The sequence below is a fragment of the Caulobacter sp. P4_E5 genome (assembly GCF_056401555.1).
This window is the reverse complement of record NZ_JBFUJD010000021.1, coordinates 21,902-46,272: the sequence shown is the minus strand read 5'-3', so window position 1 is coordinate 46,272 and position 24,371 is coordinate 21,902. Positions and strand designations below refer to the sequence as shown.

19 protein-coding genes and 1 pseudogene are annotated in these 24,371 nt (G+C 68.8%); 13 read left to right on the top strand and 7 right to left on the bottom strand.

Annotated features, from left to right (window positions below; translation table 11 throughout):
- Positions 1-2 precede the first annotated feature (2 nt).
- Complete coding sequence (locus AC1DSO_RS09265) at positions 3-707, top strand: glycosyltransferase family protein (protein ID WP_477068541.1); 705 nt, start codon at positions 3-5, stop codon at positions 705-707.
- A gap of 169 nt (positions 708-876) precedes the next feature.
- Here the strand turns inward: AC1DSO_RS09265 and ald are convergent, their stop codons facing one another.
- Positions 877-1,989, bottom strand: a complete 1,113-nt coding sequence (gene ald, locus AC1DSO_RS09260) for an alanine dehydrogenase (protein WP_477068540.1) — start codon at positions 1,987-1,989, stop codon at positions 877-879.
- A 120-nt stretch (positions 1,990-2,109) separates the two neighbouring features.
- Here ald and AC1DSO_RS09255 point away from each other — a divergent pair, with 120 nt between their 5' ends.
- The 4 genes from AC1DSO_RS09255 to pbpC all read left to right on the top strand — a co-directional run bounded on the left by AC1DSO_RS09255 (position 2,110) and on the right by pbpC (position 10,932).
- A complete protein-coding gene (locus AC1DSO_RS09255) occupies positions 2,110-2,583 on the top strand; it encodes an Lrp/AsnC family transcriptional regulator (RefSeq protein WP_477068539.1) in 474 nt (157 codons plus the stop codon).
- 73 nt (positions 2,584-2,656) lie between these two features.
- Positions 2,657-3,487 (top strand): carbonic anhydrase, encoded by an 831-nt coding sequence (locus tag AC1DSO_RS09250; RefSeq protein WP_477068538.1) that lies wholly within the window; start codon positions 2,657-2,659, stop codon positions 3,485-3,487.
- A gap of 181 nt (positions 3,488-3,668) precedes the next feature.
- Entirely contained in the window at positions 3,669-8,729 is a 5,061-nt protein-coding gene (locus tag AC1DSO_RS09245; protein ID WP_477068537.1) for an alpha-2-macroglobulin family protein, read from the top strand.
- Between the two features lie 124 nt (positions 8,730-8,853).
- On the top strand, positions 8,854-10,932 hold the full coding sequence (pbpC, locus tag AC1DSO_RS09240) for a penicillin-binding protein 1C (protein WP_477068536.1): 2,079 nt from the start codon (positions 8,854-8,856) through the stop codon (positions 10,930-10,932).
- Between the two features lie 156 nt (positions 10,933-11,088).
- Here the strand turns inward: pbpC and AC1DSO_RS09235 are convergent, their stop codons facing one another.
- Genes AC1DSO_RS09235 through AC1DSO_RS09225 form a run of 3 tightly spaced genes read right to left on the bottom strand, consistent with a single transcriptional unit; the run spans position 11,089 to position 13,043 of the window.
- A complete protein-coding gene (locus AC1DSO_RS09235) occupies positions 11,089-11,718 on the bottom strand; it encodes a carbonic anhydrase (protein ID WP_477068535.1) in 630 nt (209 codons plus the stop codon).
- A complete protein-coding gene (gene maiA / locus AC1DSO_RS09230; RefSeq protein ID WP_477068534.1) occupies positions 11,719-12,351 on the bottom strand; it encodes a maleylacetoacetate isomerase in 633 nt (210 codons plus the stop codon). It abuts the gene before it with no gap.
- 11 nt (positions 12,352-12,362) lie between these two features.
- Positions 12,363-13,043 (bottom strand): fumarylacetoacetate hydrolase family protein, encoded by a 681-nt coding sequence (locus AC1DSO_RS09225; protein WP_477068533.1) that lies wholly within the window; start codon positions 13,041-13,043, stop codon positions 12,363-12,365.
- Between the two features lie 201 nt (positions 13,044-13,244).
- On the opposite strand from AC1DSO_RS09225, the gene AC1DSO_RS09220 reads away from it, so the two are divergent.
- The 3 genes from AC1DSO_RS09220 to AC1DSO_RS09210 are packed head-to-tail and all read left to right on the top strand — an operon-like array spanning position 13,245 to position 18,153.
- On the top strand, positions 13,245-14,123 hold the full coding sequence (locus tag AC1DSO_RS09220) for an ABC transporter ATP-binding protein (protein WP_477068532.1): 879 nt from the start codon (positions 13,245-13,247) through the stop codon (positions 14,121-14,123).
- A gap of 14 nt (positions 14,124-14,137) precedes the next feature.
- On the top strand, positions 14,138-17,728 hold the full coding sequence (locus AC1DSO_RS09215) for an ABC transporter permease/M1 family aminopeptidase (RefSeq protein WP_477068531.1): 3,591 nt from the start codon (positions 14,138-14,140) through the stop codon (positions 17,726-17,728).
- Positions 17,729-17,748: 20 nt separating this feature from the next.
- A complete protein-coding gene (locus AC1DSO_RS09210; RefSeq protein WP_477068553.1) occupies positions 17,749-18,153 on the top strand; it encodes a PaaI family thioesterase in 405 nt (134 codons plus the stop codon).
- A gap of 61 nt (positions 18,154-18,214) precedes the next feature.
- On the opposite strand, the pseudogene AC1DSO_RS09205 reads toward AC1DSO_RS09210, so the two are convergent.
- Positions 18,215-18,295: pseudogene (locus AC1DSO_RS09205) on the bottom strand (hypothetical protein); the annotation flags it as partial.
- A 31-nt stretch (positions 18,296-18,326) separates the two neighbouring features.
- Positions 18,327-19,004, bottom strand: a complete 678-nt coding sequence (locus tag AC1DSO_RS09200; RefSeq protein WP_477068530.1) for a DUF4142 domain-containing protein — start codon at positions 19,002-19,004, stop codon at positions 18,327-18,329.
- Between the two features lie 117 nt (positions 19,005-19,121).
- Here AC1DSO_RS09200 and AC1DSO_RS09195 point away from each other — a divergent pair, with 117 nt between their 5' ends.
- Complete coding sequence (locus AC1DSO_RS09195) at positions 19,122-20,342, top strand: CaiB/BaiF CoA transferase family protein (protein ID WP_477068529.1); 1,221 nt, start codon at positions 19,122-19,124, stop codon at positions 20,340-20,342.
- Between the two features lie 115 nt (positions 20,343-20,457).
- Here AC1DSO_RS09195 and AC1DSO_RS09190 read toward each other — a convergent pair whose 3' ends face one another.
- Positions 20,458-22,296, bottom strand: coding sequence for an HWE histidine kinase domain-containing protein (locus AC1DSO_RS09190; RefSeq protein ID WP_477068528.1), 1,839 nt, complete (start codon positions 22,294-22,296; stop codon positions 20,458-20,460).
- A 199-nt stretch (positions 22,297-22,495) separates the two neighbouring features.
- Between AC1DSO_RS09190 and AC1DSO_RS09185 the strand changes: the two genes are divergently transcribed.
- From AC1DSO_RS09185 to AC1DSO_RS09170, 4 genes are all read left to right on the top strand, one after another.
- The gene (locus tag AC1DSO_RS09185; RefSeq protein WP_477068527.1) at positions 22,496-22,846 is read left to right on the top strand and encodes a hypothetical protein; all 351 of its coding nucleotides are present in this window, start codon (positions 22,496-22,498) and stop codon (positions 22,844-22,846) included.
- On the top strand, positions 22,843-23,235 hold the full coding sequence (locus AC1DSO_RS09180) for a hypothetical protein (protein WP_477068526.1): 393 nt from the start codon (positions 22,843-22,845) through the stop codon (positions 23,233-23,235). Before AC1DSO_RS09185 ends, AC1DSO_RS09180 begins: the two co-directional genes overlap by 4 nt.
- 214 nt (positions 23,236-23,449) lie before the next feature.
- On the top strand, positions 23,450-24,070 hold the full coding sequence (locus AC1DSO_RS09175; RefSeq protein ID WP_477068552.1) for a superoxide dismutase: 621 nt from the start codon (positions 23,450-23,452) through the stop codon (positions 24,068-24,070).
- 116 nt (positions 24,071-24,186) lie between these two features.
- The gene (locus tag AC1DSO_RS09170; RefSeq protein ID WP_047403845.1) at positions 24,187-24,363 is read left to right on the top strand and encodes a DUF1328 domain-containing protein; all 177 of its coding nucleotides are present in this window, start codon (positions 24,187-24,189) and stop codon (positions 24,361-24,363) included.
- The last annotated feature ends 8 nt before the right edge of the window (positions 24,364-24,371 follow it).

Here is a 24,371-nt window from a genome sequence, read left to right as displayed (position 1 = left end):
CCATGATCCTCGCTGTCCTGCAAGCCCGCATGGGATCGTCCCGGCTGCCGGGCAAGTCGATGGCCACGCTCCAGGGCGAGCCGATGATCGTGCGCCAGCTGGAGCGCCTGCGCGGCGCGCGCTGTCTTTCGAAGATCATTGTCGCCACCAGCACCGAGAGCGTCGACGACGCCCTGGCCGGCTTTCTCGTGTCGCGCGGCCACACGGTCCATCGCGGGGCCGGCGCCGACATCCTGGCCCGCATCGCCCGTTGCGCCGAGGCGATCAGCGCGGTCACCCACGTCGTGCGCCTGAAGGGCGACGCGCCATTCATGGATCCCGGCATCGTCGACGAGGCCGTCCGCCTGGCCCTGGCCAGCGACGCCGACTACACGTCCAACCGCGTGCACCGCACCTATCCGGTCGGCCTCGAGGTCGAGGTGATCAAGGTCGGCGCCCTGCGCGAAGCCGCCGCCGAGGAACGCGATCCGCTGGCCCGCATCTCGCCGACGGCGGCGATCCGCAATCAGCCGAAGCGCTGGAGCCAGGCGCACCTGAAGGCCCATCGCGACTGGTCGAAGCTGGACTGGCGGGTCAAGACCGCCGCCGACCTGGCCTTCGCCCGCTCGGTCTATGACGCCCTGCACCCGGTCGATCCGGAGTTCCGCATGGGCGACGTGCTGGATCTGGTCGAAAGCCGCCAGGACATCGGACGGTTCGCGGCGTAGCCCACCATTCGAACAAACATCCGATCTCCCCGGCGAAAGCCGGGGCCCAGATGCAAGAGCGCCCGCGTTCCGGAGAGGATCGCGGGCGTCTTTGCATGCGCCTCACAGCCTTGCGATCTGGATCCCGGCGTTCGCCGGGAAGGTCGGGTTTGGTTGGGCGGTATCGCCCCTACTTCCACGCCCCGTACGGATCCACCGACGCCTTACCGAGCGCCTCGGCGACGGCCGGGTGGGTCAGTTGGCCGTTCAGCACGTTGAGACCGCGCGCCAGGTGGACGTTGGTCTTCAGCGCGTCCAGCCCCTTGTCGGCCAAGGCCAGGCCGAACGGCAGGGTGGCGTTGCCCAGAGCTTCCGACGAGGTGCGCGGGGCCGCGCCGGGCATGTTGGCCACGCAGTAGTGGACGACGCCGTCGACCGTGTAGGTCGGGTCGGCGTGGGTGGTCGGCTTGCTGGTCTCGAAGCAGCCGCCCTGGTCAATCGAGACGTCGACCAGCACCGAGCCGGGCTTCATCTGCTTCAGGTGTTCGCGGCGGACCAGCTTGGGGGCGGCCGCGCCGGCGGTCAGCACCGCGCCGATGATCACGTCGGCCTTGAGGATCTCCTCCTCGACGGCGGCGAAGGTCGAATAGCGGGTCAGGATCCGCCCCTGATAGAGGTCGTCCAGCTCGCGCATGCGTGGGATCGAGCGCTCCAGCACCACGACCTCGGCCCCGAGGCCCGCGGCCATGCGGGCGGCGTTGCTGCCGACCACGCCGCCGCCCAGCACGACCACGCGGGCCGGGGGCACACCGGGCACGCCGCAGAGCAGCAGGCCCATGCCGCCATTGTGCTTCAGCAGGGTCTCGGCCGCCGAGAATACGGCGATCCGGCCGGCCACTTCCGACATCGGGGCCAGCAGCGGCAGGCCGCCCTTGGCGTCCGTCACGGTCTCATAGGCGATGGCCGCGCAGCCGCTGTTCAGCAGGCCTTCGGTCTGGGCCGGGTCGGGCGCCAGGTGCAGGTAGGTGAACAGGATGTGGCGCGGCTCGAGCTTTTCCCACTCGACCTTCTGCGGCTCCTTGACCTTCACGATCATGTCCGCGCCAGCGAACACCGCGTCCGCGTCGGCGACGATGGTGGCGCCCGCCCTTTGATAGACGTCGTCGGCGTAGCCGGCGCCGAGGCCGGCGCCCAACTGGACGATGACGGTATGGCCGTGACCGACATATTCCCGGACGGCCGTGGGGGTGAGGCCGACCCGGTGTTCGCCCGGTTTGATCTCGGAAGGGACGCCAACGCGCATGATGCTTTCCTCCAAAAGCGATTTGACGCCGGTTTACGCCTCGTGGCCCGCAGGTTCCTTGGCCATTTCATGCGAACGGAACCCTGTTATGCAGGATTCTTGCGTGTTATGGTCAAATCCATGAAGAAACCACCCGTCAACCTCGACAGCTTCGACCGGAAGCTTCTCCACCTGCTGCAAAGGCGCGGTCGCGCCAGCTATGTGGAAATGGGTGAGGCGGTGAATCTTTCCGAGTCCGCGTGCCTTCGCCGCGTGCGGGCGCTGGAGGAGGCGGGGGTCATCGGGCGTTACGCCGCCGTGATCGACGAGCGGGCCGTCGGCCTGCCGCTCAGCGTCTTCGTCACCGTCACCCTGTCGTCCCAGGCCGAAAGCGCGCTCAGCGCCTTCGAGAAGGCCATAGCCAATGTCCGCGAGGTGGCCGAGTGCTACCTGATGACCGGCGGCTCGGACTATCTGCTGCGCCTGGTGGTGCGCGACGTCGATGACCTGGAGCGGGTCCACGCCCAGGAGCTGACCCGGATCCCTGGCGTGGTCCGCGTCAGCAGCAGTATCGCCATGCGAACTGTCGTTAAGCGCGCCGAATTGCCGCTGTGAAAGTCTAGTTAACCCTTCCTGAGCCGTTGACGCCTAGGGTCTCGCCGACATTCAAACCGCGTCGGGGGACGAAATGGTTTCGAGACGGATCCTGCTGGGGGCCCTGGCGGGTCTCGCCGCACCGGCCCTGGCCTTCGCCGAGGGCGACGGCCACCCGCCCAGCCTACTGACCAAGAAGGGCCGCCGGACCTCCAGCGCCCTGAGGCATCAGGCCGGCGACAAGGCCGCGCTGGACAAGGCCATGAGCGGCGTCAAGCCGCTGGAGGCCGAGCCGGCCCCCGTGCCGGACGCCCACGCGGCGGCTGCGCAGGAGGTCACGCCCGACGAGGCCCTGGGCCGCCTGAAGCATGGCAACACCATCTTCGCCCGCGGCGGCGCCAATCTGATGCTGCCGACGCTGGCGCGCGTGGCCGAGCTTTCCAAGGGCCAGAAGCCGTTCGCGGTGGTGATCGGCTGCGCCGACAGCCGCACCGCGCCGGAACTGATCTTCGACTGCAATCTGGGCGAACTGTTCGTGATCCGGGTCGCCGGCTCGACTGTCAGCCGCGAAGGCCTGGGCTCGATCGTCTATGCCGTCGAGCACCTGGGCGCGCCGCTGATCGTCGTGCTGGGCCACACCAAGTGCGGCGCGGTCGGCGCGGCCGTCGACGTGGCGATGAAACACGCGGAACTGCACGGCGCGCTGCACGAGATGGTGCTGCCGATCATTCCGGCCGTGCTGGAAGCCCAGGAAAGCCACCCGGCCGACCTGCAGGACGCCGCTATCCGCCGCAATGTCCGCGACATCGCCGGCCGCCTGAAGGTCGCCGACGGGGTCCTGGCCGAAAAGCTGCACGAAGGCCGCCTGAAGATCGTTTCGGCCACCTACGACCTGGCCACGGGCGTGGTCGGGTTCGACGCCTAGCTTCGATCTGAAACTGTCATTCGAGCGCCGTTGACCCCTGGTCGCGCTTAGGTTCAAGTCCGCCTTGAACGAGAGCGTGACAGCCGAAAGTGTAAGCGGTTTCGGCGGCCGTCACGCTCTCTTGTTTTGAACTAGCGCCTGTCCCAAGGGACAGGTGCGGCGCAAATCGGGGAGACAACGGATGTCGACGGACGAGACGCCGCCGGAAGGCGGTCGCGACACCCTGTCTTCTTTGAAGACGCGCTGGAATGCGCTTCGCCGGACGGTTTCCGATCGGTGGCCGCAAGCCCTGAAAGGCCCCGTGGCCATCGCCGTGGCCGGCGCGCTGATCGTCGGCTTTGGCGGCGGCTTCGCGGCCGGCAAGGGCGGGCTGTTCTTCGGCGGCGCCAAGCCGGTCGGGGCGGAGTCGGTCAAGGGTCAGGCCTGGTCCCTGTTCGGCAAGCCGCGCTCGGCCAATGCCCCCCGTCGCGGCATCCCCAGGCCTGAAGGCTTCGCCGTCTGGCAGACCCGCGTCGACAGCTCTGGGCAGGATCCCCTGGCCTGCATCCGCATGAGCAAGGACCTGGATCCGTCCAAGTCCTATGCCGATTTCGTGCTGATCTCGCCCGACCTGGGCCGCCAGCCCTCGGTTCGCGTCAAGGGCGACGAGCTGTGCCTGGGTGGCGTCGGCTTCACCGACCACCGCATCACCCTGCTCAAGGGCCTGCCCGGCAAGGGCGGCGAGACCCTGGCGGCCAACGCCGATGTCGATTTCACGTTCGGCGAGAAGCCGCCCTATGTCGGCTTCGCCGGCGATGGCGTGATCCTGCCGCGCGAAGAGGCCGACGGCGTCGCCATCGAGACGATCAACGTCCAGACCCTGGCCGTCGAGGTCTGGCGCGTGCCGGACCGCAACCTGGTCCGCAAGTCGATCAGCGCTCCGGACCCGACCGGCGAGGGCGACTGGGCCAGCGACTATGGCGACGACGCCGTGGGCGACGATGGCCGCAAGGTCTGGAAAGGCACGGTGCAGGTCACCGGCGGCGCGACCGGCCAGAAGGCCACGACGGTCTTCCCGCTGGGCGCGGTTCTGAAGGACATGAAGGCCGGGGCCTTCGTCATCAAGGCCCGCGACGTCTCGGGCGGGCGCGACCCCGACGAGGACAGCGGCGACAACAACCCGGCCCAGGCCCGCCGCTGGATCGTGTTCACCGACATGGCCCTGCTGGCCTATGACGGCTCCGAGAGTCTGGACGTGGTGGTTCGTTCGCTGAAGACCGCCAAGACCCTGTCGGGCGTGCGCGTGGCCCTGGTCGCCGCCGACGGCGAGGACCTGGCCGAGGCCAAGAGCGACGCCGACGGCCGCGTGCGCTTCCTGCGCCCGCTGCTGAAGGGCCAGGGCGCCGAGCGCGCCAAGATGGTCATGGCCTATGGCGCTCAGGGCGACCTGGCCCTGCTGGACCTCGACCGCTCGCCGGTCGACCTGTCGAAACAAGGCGTCGGCGGCCGCACCGAAGGCGGCGTCGACGGGCGCAGCGTGGCGGCCGATATCGACGGCTATCTGTACGCCGACCGCGGCATCTACCGGCCCGGCGAGACGGTCCACCTGACGGCCATGGTCCGCGACCGGATGGCCAAGGCGGTTTCCGACCGTAAGGGCGAGATCCTCGTCAAGCGGCCGTCGGGCGTCGAGTTCAAGCGCTATCCGTTCAGCCAGGCCAACGCTGGCGCGGTGCTGGCCGACATCGCCCTGCCCCGCTCGGCCCCGCGCGGCCGCTGGACCGCCGAGCTGCACATCGAGGGCATCGAGGACGAGACGGGCTCGCTGTCGTTCTCGGTCGAGGACTTCGCGCCGCAGCGCCTGGCCGTGACCGCCACGGGCCAGGAATCCGTTCCGCTGGGCGAGGGCGAGGCCCGCAAGGTCGACGTCTCGGCCCGCTTCCTCTACGGCGCGCCCGGCGCCGGCCTGCAGACCCAGGGCGAGGCCCGCCTGCGCGCCGACACCGACCCGTTCCCGGCCTATAAGGGCTTCGAATGGGGCGACCAGTCCAAGCCGTTCGACGAGAAGTTCCTCGACCTCGGCACCACCGTCACCGACGGCGAAGGCCGCGCCACCCTGTCGGTGGCCTCGACCGACGCCGGCGACACCAACCAGCCGCTGGTCGCCTCGGTCACCGCCTCGGTGTTCGAACCCGGCGGCCGTCCGGTCCGCGAGAGCCTGGAGCTGAAGGTGCGCGGCAAGGCCGTGTACTACGGGGTCAAGGTCGACCAGGGCGAGGCCGGCAAGGGCGATCCGCCTGTCAGCCTCGACATGATCGCCGTCAACGCCGCCGGCCAGCGCGTCGGCGCGACCGCCACCTACACCCTGGTGGCCGAGCGCTGGGACTACGACTGGTTCCAGCAGAACGGCCGCTGGCAGTGGCGGCGCAGCAGCCGCGACGCCGTCGTCGCCAAGGCCCAGGTGAACATCGGCGCCGGCCAGCCGGCCAAGCTGACTCGCCGTCTGGGCTGGGGCGACTACCGCCTCGAGATCGAAGGCGCCGACGGCGCCAAGACCGTCACCCGCTTCTCGGCCGGCTGGGGCTCGCCCGCCAAGGAAGGCGAGGCGCCGGACGTCGTCCGCGTCACCGCCGGGACCAAGTCCTACGCCCAAGGCGACACGGTCGAGATCACCCTGAAGCCGCCCTATGCCGGCGAGGCGCAAGTCGCCGTCGCCACCGATCGCCTGATCGACTTCAAGACGGTCACGGTCGGGGAGAACGGGACCACCGTGCGCCTGAAGACCTCAGCTGCTTGGGGCGGCGGGGCCTATGTGATGGTCAGTGTCGTCCAGCCGCGCGACCCGGTCGCCTCGCCCAAGCCGCGTCGGGCCCTGGGCCTCGTTTATGTCCCGCTCGACCCCAAGAGCCGTAAGCTGACCGTGGATCTGGGCACGCCGACCAAGATCGATAGCAAGGCGCCGGTCGAGATCCCGGTGAAGGTGTCGGGCATGGGCTTTGGCCAGAAGGCCCGCATCACCATCGCGGCGGTGGACGAGGGCATTCTGCGCCTGACCCACCAGGACAGCCCCGACCCGGTGAAGTGGTACTTCGGCAAGCGGGCCCTGACCCTGAACTACCGTGACGACTACGGCCGCCTGCTCGACCCGAACCTGGGCGCGCCGGCCAATGTCAATTTCGGCGGCGACGAGGTCGGCGGCGAAGGCCTGACCGTCACTCCGATCAAGACCGTGGCCCTGTGGTCGGGCGTGGTCGAGACCGGCCTCGACGGCAAGGCGGTGGTCAAGCTGCCGGCCGCCGACTTCAACGGCGAGCTGCGCATCCAGGCCGTGGCCTGGACCGACACCGCCGTCGGCTCGGCCTCCAAGCCGCTGACCGTGCGCCAGCCGGTGGTGGCCGACCTGAACCTGCCGCGCTTCCTGGCGCCAGGCGACCAGGCCTACGCCACGTTGGAGCTGCACAATGTCGAGGGCAAGCCGGGCGCCTATACGGCCGAGGCATTTTCGACCAACGGGCTGAAGGTCGCCTTCAAGAAGGTGTTCCAGCTGATCCTGGGCCAGCGCATCGCCGAGAAGATCCCCTTCCTGGCGCCGGACGTCACCGGCATCGGCAAGATCGGCTTCAAGGTCGCCGGCCCTGGCTTCACGACCGCCAAGGACTATCCGATCCAGACCCGCCTGGGCTGGGGCGACATCGTGCGCACCACCACCGAGATCCAGCGTCCGGGCGAGGCGTTCACGCCCTCCTACGCCCTGCTCTCGGGCCTGGCGGCGGGCGACGTGACGATGCAGGTCAGCTATTCGCCGATCCGGGGCTTCGACCCGTCGGCGATCGCCGTGGCCTTGCAGCGCTATCCGTACGGCTGCACCGAGCAGCTGGTCTCGACGGCCTATCCGCTGCTGTACGCCCAGACCTTCTCGACCGATCCGAAGCTGAAGCGAACCCCCGCGGCCCTCGCGGGCGCGGTCGGCAAGCTGTTGGATCGCCAGACCCTGGACGGCGCCTTCGGCCTGTGGCGGGTCGGCGACGGCGAGGCCGATCCGTGGCTGGGGGCCTACGTCGTCGACTTCCTGCTCGAGGCCAAGGCCCAAGGCATCGCCGTGCCCGACAACGCCATCGACAAGGCCGTCGGGGCCATGCGCCAGGTCAGCCGCCCCGAGGGCTTCTCGTCGGTCGCCTACCGCATGGAGTATCCGGGCTGGTGGGCCAGCAACGAGGACGCCTCCAAGCAGGCCACCGAACGGATGCGCCGCCGCGCCTCGGCCTACGCCCTCTATGTGATGGCCAAGGCCGGCAAGGGCGACTTGGCTCGCCTGCGCTGGTGGCACGACGTGCAGATGAAGGACGAGGCCCAGCCGATCGCCAAGGCCTATGTCGCCGCCGGCCTGGCCCGGATGGGCGACAACGCCCGAGCCCGCTCGGCCATGCGCCAGGCGGTCAAGGCGCTGGGCTATCGCGACGAGCAGGACTGGTATCAGTCGCCGCTGCGCGACACCGCCGTGCTGACGGCCCTGGCCGCCGAATCCGGCATGATGGACGTCGCCCGCCAGCTGCAAGGTCGGCTGGAGAACTCGGTCAAGGATCCCGACGCCCTGAACACCCAGGAACAGGCGGCGCTGCTGCACGCGGCCAACGCCCTGATCCAGGCCTCGGGCCCGATGTCGATCGACGCCAAGGGCGCCAACCCGCTGCCTCCGGCCGGCGGCGCGCCGCGCTGGGCGGTCGGCAAGCTGGCCGACGCCCACTTCGTCAACACGGGCAAGGGCGTGCTGTGGCGGACAGTCAGCGTGCGCGGCACCCCGACCTCGGCCCCGGCCGCCTCGGCTGCGGGGCTGTCGGTGTCCAAGCGCCTGCTATCGATGGGTGGCGGCGCGATCGACCCGGCCACGATCCGCCAGGGCGACCGGGTGATCGTGCTGGTTTCGGGCCACTCGATGCAGGCTCGCTCGACGGCCCTGGTCGTCGACGACGCCCTGCCGGCCGGCTTCGAGATCGAGACCACGCTCGGGGCCGACGACGCCCAGAACGGCCCGTACAAGTTCCTTGGCGAACTGACCGCCGCAGATGTCCAGGAAAGCCGCGACGACCGCTTCATCGCCGCGCTGGACCTGGAGGGGAACAAGAGCTTCGCCCTGGCCTATGTGGCCCGGGCGGTGACGCCGGGCAGCTTCTTCCTGCCCGGCGCGGTGGCCAAGGACATGTACCGCCCGGCGGTGGCGGCCCGCTCGGAAGCCTCGCGCGCAACGATCGCGCCGGGGCCGTGAGGGTGGCGAAGCATAGCGCGCCCTTCTTCCCCCTCCGGGGGAGGAGGGCCGCAGGCCCGGAGGGGGCAAGTCGGTAATGGCTTTCGGTGTTTCCGGCGGGCCGCTTCTTACTCGCCCCCTCCGGATGCTGCGCATCCTCCTCCCCCGGAGGGGGAAGAAGGGTGATCATGTCCCTCGCCTGACCAAGGTCCTGATCGGCGCGCTGGGCGTACAGCTCGTCCTCTTCGCCCTCGGCGCCGCGTTCCCACCGGACATGACCCGCGCCAAGCACTCCTCGCCGGTCACCCTGGACCGGCGCGGCGCCTGGCTGCGCGCCCTGCCGGTCGAGGACGGCCGCTGGCGGATCCGCGCTGATCTCCAGCGCACCGACGAGACCTTTCAAAGACGCCTGATCAAGGTCGAGGACGGGCGCTTCTATCGGCACCTGGGCGTCGACCCGCTGTCGCTGGTCCGGGCGGTCGGTTCGGCGATCGTCCACGGTCGCGCGACCTCGGGGGCTTCGACCCTGACCATGCAGACCGCGCGCCTGCTGGAGCCGCGGCCGCGCAATCTTGGCTCGAAGCTGATCGAGATGGTCCGCGCCGTGCAGCTGGAATCGCGGCTGTCCAAGCGCGAGATCCTGGCCCTGTACCTGACCCTGGCCCCCTATGGCGGCAACCTCGAGGGCGCGCGGGCGGCCAGTCTCAGCTATTTCGGCCACGAGCCCTCCAGCCTGACCGACGGCGAGCAGGCTCTGCTGATCGCCCTGCCGCAGTCGCCCGAGGCCCGTCGCCCCGATCGCCGGCCCGACGCCGCCAAGGCCGCCCGGAGCGCGGTGCTGGCCAAGATGGTCCGGGCCCGCGCCATCACCCAGGCCGCCGCCTACGAGGCCGAGAACGAACCCCTGCCGCGCCGCGCGCCGTTCCCGACCCTGGCTTGGCACGCGGCCGGCGAGCTGGCCCGCAAGGCCCCGGCCAACCAGGCCAGCGTGATCTCGACCCTGGACGCCGACCTGCAGTCCCGCCTGGAGCCGATGGCCGCCCGCGTGGCGGGCGCGCAAGGGCCGGACGCCACCGCCGCCATCCTGGTGGTCGAGATCAAGAATCGCGCCGTGCGCGCCGCCGTCGGCTCGGCGGGCCGCGACCGCGCCGGCGGCTGGGTCGACATGACCCGCGCCCTGCGCTCGCCGGGTTCGGCCCTGAAGCCGTTCATCTACGCCATGGCCATGGACGACGGCCTGATCGCCGCCGACACCCAGCTGGCCGACAGCGCCACCCGCTTCGCCGACTACCAGCCCGAGAACTTCGACCGGGTGTTCCACGACAAGGTCACGGTGCGCGAGGCCCTGGCCCATTCGCTGAACGTCCCGGCTGTGGCCACGCTGGAGAAGCTGGGTCCCGAGGCCTTCGCCGGGCGGATCGAGGCCGCCGGCGCGCATCTGGCCCGGCCCAAGGCCCAGCTGAAGGAGGCCGGCCTGGCCCTGGCCCTCGGCGGCGAGGGCATCACCTGGCGCGACCTCGTCATGCTGTACGCCGCCCTCGGCGACGGCGGCATCGCCAAGCCGCTGGCTTGGACCGAGGAAGACGCCAAGGCTCGCGAACGCTCTGGCGGGACGCGGTTGGTGCGACCCGAGGCGGCGCGGCAGGTGCTGGACATCTTGCGGGAAGCGCCGGCCCCGCGTGGCCGCGCGCCCTCGGCCCTGACCCGGGGCGGACCGTCGATGGCGTTCAAGACCGGCACCTCGTACGGCTTTCGCGACGCGGTGGCGGCCGGGGTGGTCGGCGGCTATGCGATCCTGGTCTGGACGGGCCGGGCCGACGGCGGCGCGCGCGGCGGATTGACGGGGCGCGACGCGGCCCTGCCGCTATTGTTCGACGTCGCCGACGCCATCGGAACCGCGAGCTCGGCCCCGCGCCCGATCGCGCCGAAGTCCGCGCCCCTGGGCCTGCAACAGCTGCGCGCGGCGGACGCGGGCCCGCGCCTGATCTTCCCGCCGGACGGGGCCTCGGTGCAGGTCGAGGCGTTGGGCGCGAAATCGCGCGGCCTGGTCCTCGCCGCCCAGGGCGAGGGCCTGACCTGGTACGTGGAGGGCGCGCCGCTGGACCCCGACCCGGTCAGCGGCCGGGCGATCTGGAGGCCGGCCGCGCCGGGCTTCTACAAACTGTCGGTGGTGGATGCGCAGGGGCGCAGGGCGACGGCCAAGGTGCGGATCAAGGGGGAGTAGGGGCCCCTCATCGGCAAAAAACGCGTGTCATCCCGGAAGCCTCGTAGAGGCTATCCGGGACCCAGGGGCGGCGCGCACCGCGCTTCGTCACCCCCTGGGTCCCGGCTCTCCGCTGCGCTACGGCAGGGATGACACGGGATTTGGGTATTTCAGCCTTCAGCACCCCGGCAGGCTGACCAGCCGCTGGTAGTCCTCGACATTGGCGATGCCGATGTTGAGGTCGGTCACCAAGCCGTTGCTCAGCGAATAGACCCAACCGTGCACGGCCAGCGACTGGCCGCGCGCCCAGGCGTCCTGGACGAAGACGTCGGCGGCGACGTTGCGGACCTGGCGGGCGACGTTCAGCTCGGTCAGGCGATCGAGCATGGCGCGCTTTTCCGGGATCGCCTCCAGCTCGTGCTTGTGCTCGGCGTGAACCTCGCGGATCGGGTGCAGCCAGTGGTCGACCAGGCCCCGGCGCTGGCCGTCGATGGCCGCCGCCACGCCGCCGCAGCCGTAGTGGCCCACGACCATGATGTGCTTGACCTTCAGCACGTCGACCGCGAACTGCAGCACGGACAGGTAGTTGGCGTCCTGCGGCGGCGCCAGGTTGGCGACGTTGCGGTGGACGAACAGCTCGCCCGGATCCAGCCCGACAATTTCATTGGCCGGCACGCGGCTGTCGCTGCAGCCGATCCACAGGTATTCGGGGCTCTGCTGGCCTTCCAGGCGCCTGAAGAAATCCGGATCGACCTCGGTCTTTCCCTTCGACCAGGCGGCGTTCTTGGCTTTCAGGTCTTCAAGCATCTAGCGCTCCGGATGATGGTCGGGATGGGCGGCGGCGATGGCCGGGTGCTTGGCCGCGCGGGTGGCGGCCGCCTGGATCGCCGGGAACGGGGACAGGTCGACATTGAAGCGGCCGGCGTTGAACACCTGCGGCACCAGCAGGCAGTCGAGCAGGCCGGGGCCGTCGCCATAGGCGAAGCCGCCGGAATATTTGGCGACCATCGGCTCCAGGGCCTGGAAGCCGTCGCTGATCCAGCGGGCCGCCCAGGCGTTGCGGTCCGTCTCGCCGATCTCCAGGGCGGTCAGCTGACGCAGGATCCGCAGGTTGTTCAGCGGGTGGATGTCGCAGGCGATGATCTCGGCCATGCCGCGCACGATGGCTCGTTCGAACGGGGCGGTCGGCAGCAGGCGCGGTTCGGGCACGACCTCGTCCAGCCATTCCAGGATGGCCAGACTCTGGGTCAGCGGGCGTCCATCGACCTCCAGCGTGGGTACGAGGGCCTGGCCGTTGAGGGCGCGGTAGGCCTTGTCCTGATGGGCGTTGGCGACCAGGTCCACGGGACGCAGGTCATAGGCCAGGCCCTTCAGGTTCAGGCCGATCCGCACCCGATACGGCGCGCTGGCGCGCTTGGCGCTGTGCAGGACGAGCTTCATCCCATGCCCCTCTAGACCAAAGTAAACGCAAGATGGCCGACGCCCTCGACCTCGCCGACGATCCGGTCGCCGCGGACGATGGCGCCGACGCCTTCGGGGGTTCCCGTGAAGATCAGGTCGCCGGCGGCCAGGGCCCACAGCTCGCTGGCCTTGGCGATGACCTCGCCGATGCTCCAGATCATGTCGCCGACCTGGCCGCGCTGGCGCTCGGCGCCGTTGACCGACAGGGTGACGGCGGCGTCGAGCGCGGGGGCGTCCATCACCCGAATGGCGGAGATCGGGGCGCTGGCGTCGAAGGCCTTGCCGGCTTCCCACGGCTGGCCCTTGGCCTTGGCCGCGCTCTGCAGATCCCGCCGGGTCAGGTCGACACCGACCGCATAGCCGAACACGGCGGTCAGGGCCTGCTCGGGCGTCAGATTGGCGCCGCCGCTCTTCAGCGCCACCACGAGCTCGATCTCGTGATGGAGATCGGCGGTCGCCGGCGGATAGGGAATCTCGGCCGCCAGGGGCGCGACCGCGTCGGCGGGCTTGGCGAAGAAGAACGGCGGATCGCGCTCGTCGCCGCCCATCTCGCGGCGGTGAGCGGCGTAGTTGCGGCCGACGCAGAGGATGCGACGCACCGGAAACACCGCGTCCGATCCTTCCACCGGAACCRTCGGAAGGGCGTGCGGGGGAAAGGCGTAGGTCGTCATGGCGCCTCGTTTAGCGCCAAACGCCCCGCGCCAAAACCCTTGTCACGCAGGGTTGCTTCTCCGCCCCAAAGTGGTCGTTGTTCAGAAATCCTGCGGTTGAACGCCCGGCCTAAACGTTCTTTCACTTGCCCCGGTCCGCGCTGGCGAGTCATGACGGTGGTGGGGATTTTGGGCGGCTTACTTGGGGGCATTAGGACGCGCATGCTGATCATCGAGAATCTGACCCACGTCTACGGCAACGGCGTTCGCGCCCTGGACGAGGTCAGCCTGACGATTCCGCGCGGCATGTATGGCCTGCTCGGGCCGAACGGGGCCGGCAAGTCGACCCTGATGCGGACCATCGCCACCCTGCAGGCGCCGACCTCCGGCCATATTCGCTTCGGCGACATCGACGTGCTGAAGAACCCCGAGGACCTGCGCCGCACCCTGGGCTACCTGCCGCAAGACTTCGGCGTCTATCCGCGGGTCTCGGCCTACGACATGCTCGACCACATGGCGGTGCTCAAGGGGATCGCCGGCGCCAAGGCGCGCAAGGAGACGGTCGAGAACCTGCTGAACCAGGTCAATCTGTGGAACGTCCGCAAGAAGGCCATCGCCGGCTTCTCGGGCGGCATGCGCCAGCGCTTCGGCATCGCCCAGGCCCTGATCGGCGATCCGCGCCTGATCATCGTCGATGAGCCCACGGCGGGCCTCGATCCCGAAGAGCGCAACCGCTTCCTGAACCTGCTGGCCGAGATCGGCGAGAACGTGGTGGTGATCCTGTCGACCCACATCGTCGAGGACGTCTCGGACCTCTGTCCGGCCATGGCCATCATCTGCGACGGCCGCATCGTCCGCGAGGGCGCGCCGATGGAGCTGGTCGGCCAGCTGAAGGGCCGGATCTGGAAGAAGCTCATCGACAAGACCGAGCTGGAGGCCGCCAAGGCCCGGTACAAGGTCATCTCCACCCGCCTGCTGGCGGGCCGAACCGTCATCCACATCCTTTCGGACGATAATCCCGGCGATGGCTTCACGCCGGTCGAGGGCGGGCTGGAGGATGTCTATTTCTCCACCCTCTCGACCACCCGGCGCGCGGCCTGACGGGGAGCGAGCCGATGTTTGGCAAGATCGCGGGCTTCGAGCTCCGCTACCAGTTGAAGTCGCCCGTCTTCTGGGTGGTGGCGACTATCTTCTTCCTGCTGACCTTCGGGGCGGCGACGATCGACCAGATCCGCATCGGCGGCGGCGGCAACATCCACAAGAACGCCCCGTTCGCGATCGCCCAGACCCACCTGATCCTGTCGATCTTCTACATGTTCGTGACCACGGCCTTCGTAGCCAATGTGGTGGTGCGCGACGACGAGACCGGCTTTGGGCCGATCCTGCGGTCCACCCGGGTGCGCAAGTTCGACTATCTGTACGGCCGCTTCACGGGTGCATACCTGGCGGCGGCGATCTCGTTCCTGGTCGTGCCGCTGGCGATCTGGATCGGCTCGTTCATGCCGTGGGTCGACCCCGAGCGGCTCGGGCCCAACGCGCTTCACGCCTATCTCTTCTCGTACTTCGCCCTGGCCCTGCCCTCGATCCTGCTGACCTCGGCGATCTTCTTCGCCCTGGCCACGATCACCCGCTCGATGATGTGGACCTATGTCGGCGTGATCGCCTTCATGGTCCTGTGGATCATCGCCAACATCGCGCTGGATCGGCCTGAATACGAGAAGATCGCGGCCTATTGGGAGCCGTTGGGCACCGCCGCCTATGGCCTGGTCACCAAGTATTGGACCGCCAGCGAGCGCAACAGCCTGACCCCGCCCCTGGCCGGCGCCCTGCTGTTCAACCGCGTCTTCGTGCTGGCCTTGTCGGCCGGCTTCCTGGCCCTGGCCTACGGCCTGTTCCGCTTCCAGTCGGCCGAGCTGTCCGGCCAGAAGAAGGTCAAGAAGGGCAAGGCCAAGGCCGAGGACGAGGCCCCGCCGTCGATCGTCGGCGGTCCGCTGCCGCGGCCGAACTTCGACCGCAAGACCGCTTGGGCCCAGCTCGTCGTCCGCACCCGCCTCGACATGGGCCAGGTGTTCAAGAGCCCGGCCTATTTCGTGCTGCTGGCCCTGGGCCTGGCCAACGCCATGGGCGCGCTGTGGTTCGCCACCGAGGCGGGCCGCTACGGCGGCGTTGTCTATCCGGTGACCCGCGTGCTGCTGCAGCCGTTGCTGGGCTCGTTCGGCCTGATCCCGATGATCATCGCCATCTACTATTCGGGCGAGCTGGTCTGGCGCGAGCGCGAGAAGAAGACCCACGAGATCATCGACGCCACCCCCGTGCCCGACTGGGCCTTCGTGGCCCCCAAGACCCTGGCGATCGGCCTGGTGCTGGTCTCGACCCTGCTGGTCAGCGTGGTCGCGGCGATCCTCAGCCAGGTGTTCCACGGCTATTTCAACTTCGAGCTCGACAAGTACCTGATCTGGTACGTGCTGCCGCAGTCGGTGGACTTCATCCTGGTGGCGGTGCTGGCCGTTTTCCTGCAGGCGATCAGCCCGCACAAGTTCATCGGCTGGGGCCTGATGGTGATCTACATGGTCACCACGATCACGTTCGTGAACCTGGGCTTCGAGCACAAGCTCTACAACTACGGCTCGGTCACCGACACGCCGTTCTCGGACATGAACGGCCTGGGCAAGTTCTGGGTCGGGGCCTGGTGGCTGCGCGCCTACTGGACCGCCTTCGCCCTGATCCTGCTGGTGTTGGCCTATGGCCTGTGGCGGCGCGGCACCGAGAGCCGTCTGCTGCCGCGCCTGCGTCGCCTGCCCATCCGCCTGCGCGGCAAGGCCGGCGTGCTGATGGCCTCGTCCCTGGCCGTGTTCGTGGTGCTGGGCGGCTTCATCTATCTGAACACCAACATCTGGAACCCGTACCGGACCAAGATCGACAACGAGAAGTGGCAGGCCGACTACGAAAAGACCCTGCTGCCATTCGAGAACACGCCCCAGCCCAAGATCATCGCCATGACCCTGGACGTCGATCTGCAGCCGCACGCGCCCAGCATCGAGACCAAGGGCTCGTATGTGCTCGAGAACCGCACCGGCCAGGCGCTGAAGGAAATCCACGTCCGCTTCGATCGCGACCTCGACGTGAAGGGCCTGTCGATCGAGGGCGCGCGGCCCAAGAAGACCTATGAGAAGTTCAACTACCGCATCTTCGCCTTCGACACGCCGATGGCGCCGGGCGAGCAGCGCAAGATGAGCTTCATCACCCTGCGGGCCCAGCGCGGCTTCCCCAATAGCGGTCAGGAAAGCCGGGTCGTCGACAACGGCACGTTCGTCAACAACATGGAGATCGCGCCGATCCTGGGCATGGCTCGCGACGGGCTGCTGCAGGACCGCGCCAAGCGCCGCAAGTATGGCCTGCCGCCCGAGCGCCGCATGGCCAAGCTGGGCGACGTCGCGTCCCGCCAGTTCAACGGCCTGCGCAAGGACGCCGACTTCGTCAGCTCCGACATCACCGTGACCACCGAGGCCGACCAGACGCCGATCGCGCCCGGCTACAAGGTCACGGACACGGTCAAGAACGGCCGCCGGATCGCCCGCTTCGTGACCGAGGCGCCGATCATGCCGTTCGTCTCGATCCAGTCGGCCCGCTACCAGGTGGCCACCGAGGCCTACAAGGGCGTTGAGCTGGCGGTCTATTACGACGCCCAGCACACCTGGAACATCGAGCGGATGAAGACCTCGATGAAACGGTCGCTGGACTATTTCCAGGCCAATTTCAGCCCCTACCAGTTCCGCCAGCTGCGCTATCAAGAGTTCCCGGACTATGCGCAGTTCGCCCAGTCGTTCGCCAACACCATCCCGTGGTCCGAGGGGATGTTCTTCATCTCCGACTATCGCGACCCGACCAAGATCGACATGGTCACCTATGTCGGCGCCCACGAGATCGGCCACCAGTGGTGGGCCCACCAGGTGATCGGCGCCGACCAGCAGGGCGGGGCGATGCTGAGCGAGACCTTCGCCCAGTACTCGGCCCTGATGGTGATGAAGCGGACCTATGGCGAAGCCCAGATCCGCAAGTTCCTGAAGTTCGAGCTGGACAGCTATCTGCGGGCGCGCGGCGGCGACGTCATCGACGAACAGCCCCTCTACAAGGTCGAAAACCAGCCCTACGTCTATTACCGCAAGGGCTCGCTGGTCATGTACCGGCTGCAGAGCGAACTGGGCGAGGAGACCGTCAACCGCGCTCTGCGCAAGCTGATCGCCGACCACGCCTTCAAGGGCGCGCCTTATCCGATCACCACCGACTTCCTGACCATCCTCCGCGCCGAGGCGCCGGCCGACAAACAGGCCCTGATCACCGACCTGTTCGAGAAGATCACGCTCTACGACCTGAAGACCAAGAGCGCGTCGGTGAAGAAGCGCGCCGACGGCAAGTTCGACGTCACGGTCACGGTCGACGCCCAGAAGAAGTACGCCGACGGCAAGGGCAAGGAGACGCCGGCCGCCTTGAACGAGACGATGGACATCGGCCTGTTCACGGCCGAGCCGGGCAAGAAGGGCTTCGACGCCAAGGCCGTGGTGGCCTACGAGCGCCGGCCGATCCGCTCGGGCGTGCAGACCTTCACCTTCACGACGGCCAAGGCGCCGAAGTTCGCGGGCATCGATCCCTACAACACGGTGATCGACCGCAACGGCGACGACAACACGACCAAGGTCGGCGGGTGATCGACGGGCCAGCGATCCAGATGGACGCGGAGGCGCTGAATGCGTTTCTGCGGCACGCCTTTCCGGAGGCGGATCGCGATAACATGGCTCGGGTCCAAGAGGTCGAGCCAGGGCGCGTGCTGCTCAGGCTGCCCTATGCCAGCCGGCAACTGCGGCCAGGCGGGGTGATTTCGGGGCCAACCCTGATGGCTTTGGCGGACGTGGCGGCCTACGCCCTGGTCCTGGCGCACATCGGCGAGGTGGCCATGGCGGTCACGACCTCGCTGAACATCCACTTCCTGCGCGGATGCAAGCCGGGCGACCTCCACGCGGAGGCCAGCCTGCTCAAGCTCGGCCGCCGCATCGCGACGGCCGATGTCCTGATGTGGACCGAAGGGCGCGAGCGGGCCGCCGCCAAGGCGACGGTCGCCTACGCCATTCCGTGAGCTTGGCACGGGCCACTCATACGCTCAAAGTCGTGTCATCCCGGAAGCCTCGCAGAGGCTATCCGGGACCCAGGGGGTGAAGGAACGCCGTGCGCGCCGCCCCTGGGTCCCGGCTCTACGCTGCGCTTCGGCCGGGATGACACGGTTGAAGCGATTGCGATCCGAAAGAGCCGCTAGTGCTTCGGAGCGGCCTTTTCGTCAGCCTTGGCCTGGGCCTCGTCGGCCTTGCCCTGAGCCTTGGCGACGTCATCACCCGTACCGAAGCCCTTCTTCAGGCCCTCGGCCATGTTCAGGTGCTCCTGGACCTTCGGGGCCGTGGCGGCGGCGAAAGCCTTGATGGCGGCGGTGTCGCCGTCCTGGGCGTAGCGCTGCAGCAGGTTCAGGGCCGCCTGGTGGGCGTCGACCTGGCTGTCGGCGTACGCCTTGTCGAAGTCCTTGGCGTCGGCCTTGTTCAGGTCGTCCAGCTTGCCTTGCAGGTCTTCCGGCAAGGCGGTCGGCGGCGTGATCGAAGCGCCCGAGGCGGCGATGGCGGCCTTCAGCTCCTCGGTGGTCTTGGTGTGGGCCTTTTCCATTTCGGCGGCGAACTTCTTCACCGGGGCGTTGGTCGAGCGCTTGGCGGCCAGCTTGGCGGCCTCGATCTCGAACATGTCGCTGGCGGCGGCCTTGGCGACGAAGACGTCGGCCTTGGTTTCATCCGACGGCGTCGGGACGGTGGCGGCGGGGTTGGCGTCCGGGGTTGCGGCCTGCTCGGCCGGGGTTGCGGCGCCCTTGGTTTCCTCGGTCTTCGGACCGCAGGCGGCCAGGCTGAGGGCCGCGACGGCGGCGCTCACGATAAGAATGTGACGGGTCATGGCTCTGTCTTTCCCTGCGCGATTTTCTTAGAGGTGGGCTCGGCGTCGCGCTGCGCCGCGTGATCGACAAAACATCACGGGGCCGTGAACGGTTCCGGACAGACCGGGGGAAGTGCGATGGCCCAAGACCGTTCGGGAGGACCGCTTGTCGGCCCATTGGCTGGCCTGCGGGTGATCGAGATGGGCTCGCTGATCGCCGGGCCCTTCTGCGGCCAGGTGCTGGGCGACTTCGGGGCCGAGGTCATCAAGCTGGAGGATCCCAAGGTCGGCGACCCGATGCGCCAGTGGGGACGGTCCAAGCCCAAGGGCCTGTCGCCCTGGTGGCCGGTGATCGGCCGCAACAAGAAGTCGGTGACGATCGACCTGCGGACGGACGAGGGCCGCGACATCGCCCGCGCCCTGATCGCCAAGGCCGATGTCGTGGTCGAGAACTTCCGCCCCGGTACGCTTGAGAAGTGGGGCATGGGCTACGAGACCCTAGCCAAGACCAATCCGGGGCTGGTGATGGCGCGGGTCTCGGGCTTCGGCCAGACGGGGCCCTACGCCAAGCGGGCCGGTTACGCTCTGGTCGGCGAGGCCATGGGCGGCTTGCGTCACATCACCGGCGAGCCCGACCGGCCGCCGGCCCGGGCCGGCATCTCGATCGGCGACAGCCTGTCGGGCCTGAACGCCGCCCTCGGGGTGATGATGGCCCTGCACGCCCGCCAGCGCACCGGCAAGGGCCAGGTGGTCGACGCGGCGATCTACGAGAGCGTGCTGACGGTGATGGAGAACCTGATCACCGAATACGACCTGACCGGCTATGTCCGCGAGCGTTCGGGAGCGGTGCTGCCGGGCATCGCGCCGTCGAACGTCTACCCGACCAAGAGCGGCGAGCTCGTCCTGATCGGCGCCAACCAGGACACCCTGTTCAAGCGGTTGTGCGAGCTGATGGGGCGGCCGGACCTGGCCGAGGATCCCCGCTACCGCGACCACGCCGCCCGCGGCGCCCACCAAGGCGAGCTCGACGCCCGCATCGCCGCCTGGACCGCCGACCACGAGATCGACGACCTGCTGCCCCGGCTGGAGGCGGCGGGCCTGGCGACGGGCCGCATCTACCGCGCGCCGGACATGATCGAGGATCCGCAGTTCGTGGCGCGGGAGTCGATCGTGACCGTGCCGCACCCGGTGTTCGGGCAGATCAAAATGCAGAACGCCTTCCCGAAGCTCAGCGCGACGCCCGGGGGGGTGCGCTGGCCGGGGCCGACGCTCGGGGAACACACGGACGCGGTGCTGACCGAGGTGGCGGGCATGAGCGCGGAGGCGGTCGAAGGGCTGCGGGCCAAGGGGGTGGTGTGACCCCCCCACCTGACCCGCTACGCGGGTCGTCCGCCCCCAAAGGCGGGCGGAAGGAAAGCGCGACCTTCTTCCCCCTCCGGGGGAGAGCGCGAAGCGCGGAGGGGGCAAGCCGCGGCTAAGCCCGCCCCGTGACCCCGGCCACCGCCCGCGCGATCTGGTGGACGTTGTAGGGCTTGCGCACGATCGGGGCGTCGAAGCCCATCGGGGCGGCCTTGTCGGCATAGCCGGTGGCGAACACGAACGGCCGGCCCATGGTGCGCAGGATCTCGGCGACGGGCGCGACGGACTGGCCGTTCAGGTCGGCGTCCAGCACGGCGACGTCGAATTCCAGCTCGACCATCGACAGGGCCTCGCTGAGTTCGGCCGCGCAGCCGACCACCTCGACGCCGGCGTCCTCGAGCCCGGCTTCCAGCTCCAGGGCCAGCAGCAGCGAGTCCTCGACGATCAGCACCTTCAAGCCGGCGATGGCGCCCGAGCGGATGGTCTCGTCGGCGGCGACGACGGTCTCGACGATGCGTTCGGGGGCGGCGCTGACCGGCTCCATGGGCGGTGCGTCGGCCAAGGCCTCGGCCGCGCCCTGGATCATGGCGGTGACGCCGCTGGGCCGGTAGTTGATCTTGGCCGAGCCGCCCAGCTCGCGGCCGGCCACATCTTCGATCAAGGTGGCGCCGAAGCCCTTGGTCTGAGGCGGATTGGCCGGCGGGCCGCCGGTCTCCAGCCATTCCAGGGCGAAGCCGCCGTCCGGCGTGCGCCGCCAGACCACCTCGACCTTGCCGTTCTCGGTGGACAGCGAGCCATAGCGCATCGCGTTGACCGCCAGCTCGTGCAGCGCCAGCGACAGGGCGGAGGCGGCGCGGGGGGTCAGGAACAGTTCCGGCCCGTCCCAGCGGGTCTGGGTCGGCGCGAGGCCGCCGAGCTCGGCGGCGGCGATCCGCGCCAGGGTCGCGCCGCGCCAGCGGGCCGCGGTCAACAGGTCGTGGGCCGAGCTCATCGACTTCAGACGGCCGGCGAAGGTTTTCAGGAACACGTCCAGCGAGGCTGATTTGCGCGCCGACTGGGCCGCCACCGACTGGACGACGGCCAGCAGGTTCTTGATGCGGTGGTCCAGCTCCAAGACCAGATTTTCGCGCTGCTCTTCCTCGGCTCGGCGTTCGGTGACGTCCTGGACGACGCCGATCAGATAGGCCGGCTCGCCGTCCTCGCCGCGCAGGATGACGCCCGAGCCGTGGTTCCAGACCTCGCGGCCGTCCGGCCCGTTGGGGCGGCGATATTCGGCGTCGTAGCGGCCGGTCTGCTGCAGCTGCTCGGTGATCGATTCGCGCACCCACGCCTGGTCGTCGGGATGCAGGAAACGGTACAGCGCCTGACCGTCCTCGCCGGGGATCTCGCCGGGCGGAATGTTGGAAATATCGGCCAGGCGCGGGCTGATCTTGAAGACGTCGCGTTTGATGTCCCACTCGAACTCGCCGAGGCTGGCGGCGGCGATGGCCAGGTTCAGGCGCTCGCTTTCCAGATTGTGAGCCGTGTAAGGCTCGGCGGCCAGGCTGGYGGCGGCGAGGTCGGCCAGATCCTCCAGCGCCTGGAGGTCGTCGTCCGAGGCGGGGCCACTGGCGCCCGGGCCCTCGACGACCAGGGCCCCCAGCACGTGCCCCTCGCCATCGCGGATCGGAACCGCTAGGCCGATGGGGCCGTTGGCGGCGACCACCTGGGCGGCCAGATCGTCCTGCCGCGGGCTCTCGGGGCCCGCATAGCCGATATAGGCCTTGCGCCAGACCCGATCGGCGTCGACCAGAGCGACTGCGGCCTTCGGGGCGTCGAACAGTTTGGCGGCGACGCGCGCGAACCTCAGGAACTGTGGTTCGTTGGTCGCGCCATCCAAGATGTCCAGGGCCTTCAAGGCCTTGAGACGGTCGGCTTCCTGGCGGTCGTCGCTGACGATGGGGGCGTCCTCCATGATTCGACCTTAGACCCGCTTCGCGTTTGGCGCGAGCGGCTTTGGATCGGCTTCCCACGCCCTTCGGGATTCGCTTGTGGTGCGGCCCGCCGACCTTGAGTATCGTGGAACCGCGGCGCTAAGCTCGGCGTTGACGGGGCGCAGCTTTCGCGCCCAGATTTTTGCTTGCCGCCGGTCGCGTCGCGAACAGGAGATGACCATGCCCGCCAATTCCCTGAATCCCGCCGCCAAGGAAGCCGACAAGGCCAAGGGCGCCACCCTGGAAGCCGTCGAGCACGCCGAGCGCAGCTTCGCTCAGGCCGCCGACATCGCTCGCGCCCAGCTGACCGAGGCCGCCAAGCGCGTCGAAAAGTCGGTCGCCGAGGGCTTCGAGACCCTGCGCGCCCAGAGCCGCACCTATACCGACACCGCCGGCCAGCAGCTGGAAGACGCCCAGCGCTATGTCTCCGAGCGCGTCCGTGAACGTCCGATCACCGCCACCATGGCCGGTCTGGGCGTGGGCGTGCTGATCGGTCTCCTGCTCGCCGGCGGCCGTAGCAACAACCGGTGATCTTCGAAAAGACCCTCATGACGCTGGCGGCGGCCGCGGCGATCGCCGCCGCCGCCGCGGTCAGCGTCGTCTCCGCCGCCTTCGCGATCTACGCCGTGCTGGTCCCGCTGGTCACGCCCGCGGGCGCGGCCGCGATCGTCGCCGCCGTCGCGGCCCTGATCGTCGCGGTCGCCGGCATGATCGCCGCGCGCAAGGTCGAGGGCCATCGTGGTCCGCAGGCCCCGCCGCAGAGCTTCGACATGACCGGTAAGATCGTGGAGATCGTCCGCGATCGCCCGATCATGTCGATCGGCATCGGCCTGGCCGCCGGGATCTTCGCCCTGAAGAACCCGACCCTGACGGCCGCCGTGGCCAAGGCCTTTTTGGATCCCAAGCCACCTCAACGCTGATCGCGCGTTATGATGTCGCCGACCGCCGCCGGGCCCTCTCGGCGGCGTTTTGCGTTCTCAGATTTCCTGGAAACCCCAAGTTTCAAAGGGAATTTCTCAACTAAAGTTGAGCGTGTCGGGCTCGCGAAACCGCTTACGCTTTCGCCTCGCGCGTTCTAGATGCCTTCCGCGCGTTCCCACTCCTCCCTCCATGGGAACGCCTTCCCATGGAGTGATCATGTACAAGCTGCCGGACCTGCCCTACGCCTACGACGCGCTGGAGCCGACGATCTCCGCCAACACCCTCCATTTCCACCATGACAAGCACCATGCGGCCTATGTCACGGCCCTGAACGGCCTGCTGAACGGCGACGACCAGGGCTCGCTGGAAAACGTCATCAAGAGCGCCGGCCCGGGCAAGGTGTTCAACAACGCCGCCCAGGCCTGGAACCACGCCTTCTTCTGGGACGGCATGAGCCCGACCAAGACCGCGCCGGGCGCCGAGCTGGCCGCCGCCATCGACGCGACGTTCGGCGGCCTCGCCGGCCTGAAGGAAAAGTTCGTCGCCGAGGGTATCGGTCACTTCGGCTCGGGCTGGGTGTGGCTGGTCTCGGACGCTTCGGGCGCCCTGAAGATCATCTCGACCCACGACGCCGAGAGCCCGGTCACCCAGAACCTGACCGCCCTGCTGGTCGCCGACGTCTGGGAGCACGCCTACTACCTGGACTACCAGAACGTCCGTAAGGCCTTCCTGGAGGCCTTCTTCGACAACGTGCCGAATTGGACCCTGGCCGACAGCCAATACGCGGCCGCTAAGGCCGGCGCTCCGGGCTGGGTCTATCCGGCTCCGGAATAGGCTTCTCCATTCTCCGGAACGCCCGGGAGTCGGGTGCGTTGTCTCGAAGCGAGGCCGTGAGGCCGCGATCGAGACAACCGCCCCGACATCTTTTGGGGGCCAATCCGGAGAGGCCAATGCTGAATTGGGCCGTGACCTTCCTGGTGATCGCCCTGATCGCCGCCCTGCTGGGCTTCACCAGCATCGCGGGGACGGCGATGGGGATCGCCAAGATCCTGTTCTACGTCTTTCTGATCCTGTTCCTGGTGTCGCTGGTCACCCACCTCTTTAGAGGTCGTGGCGGCGCACCGTAGGCGAACGG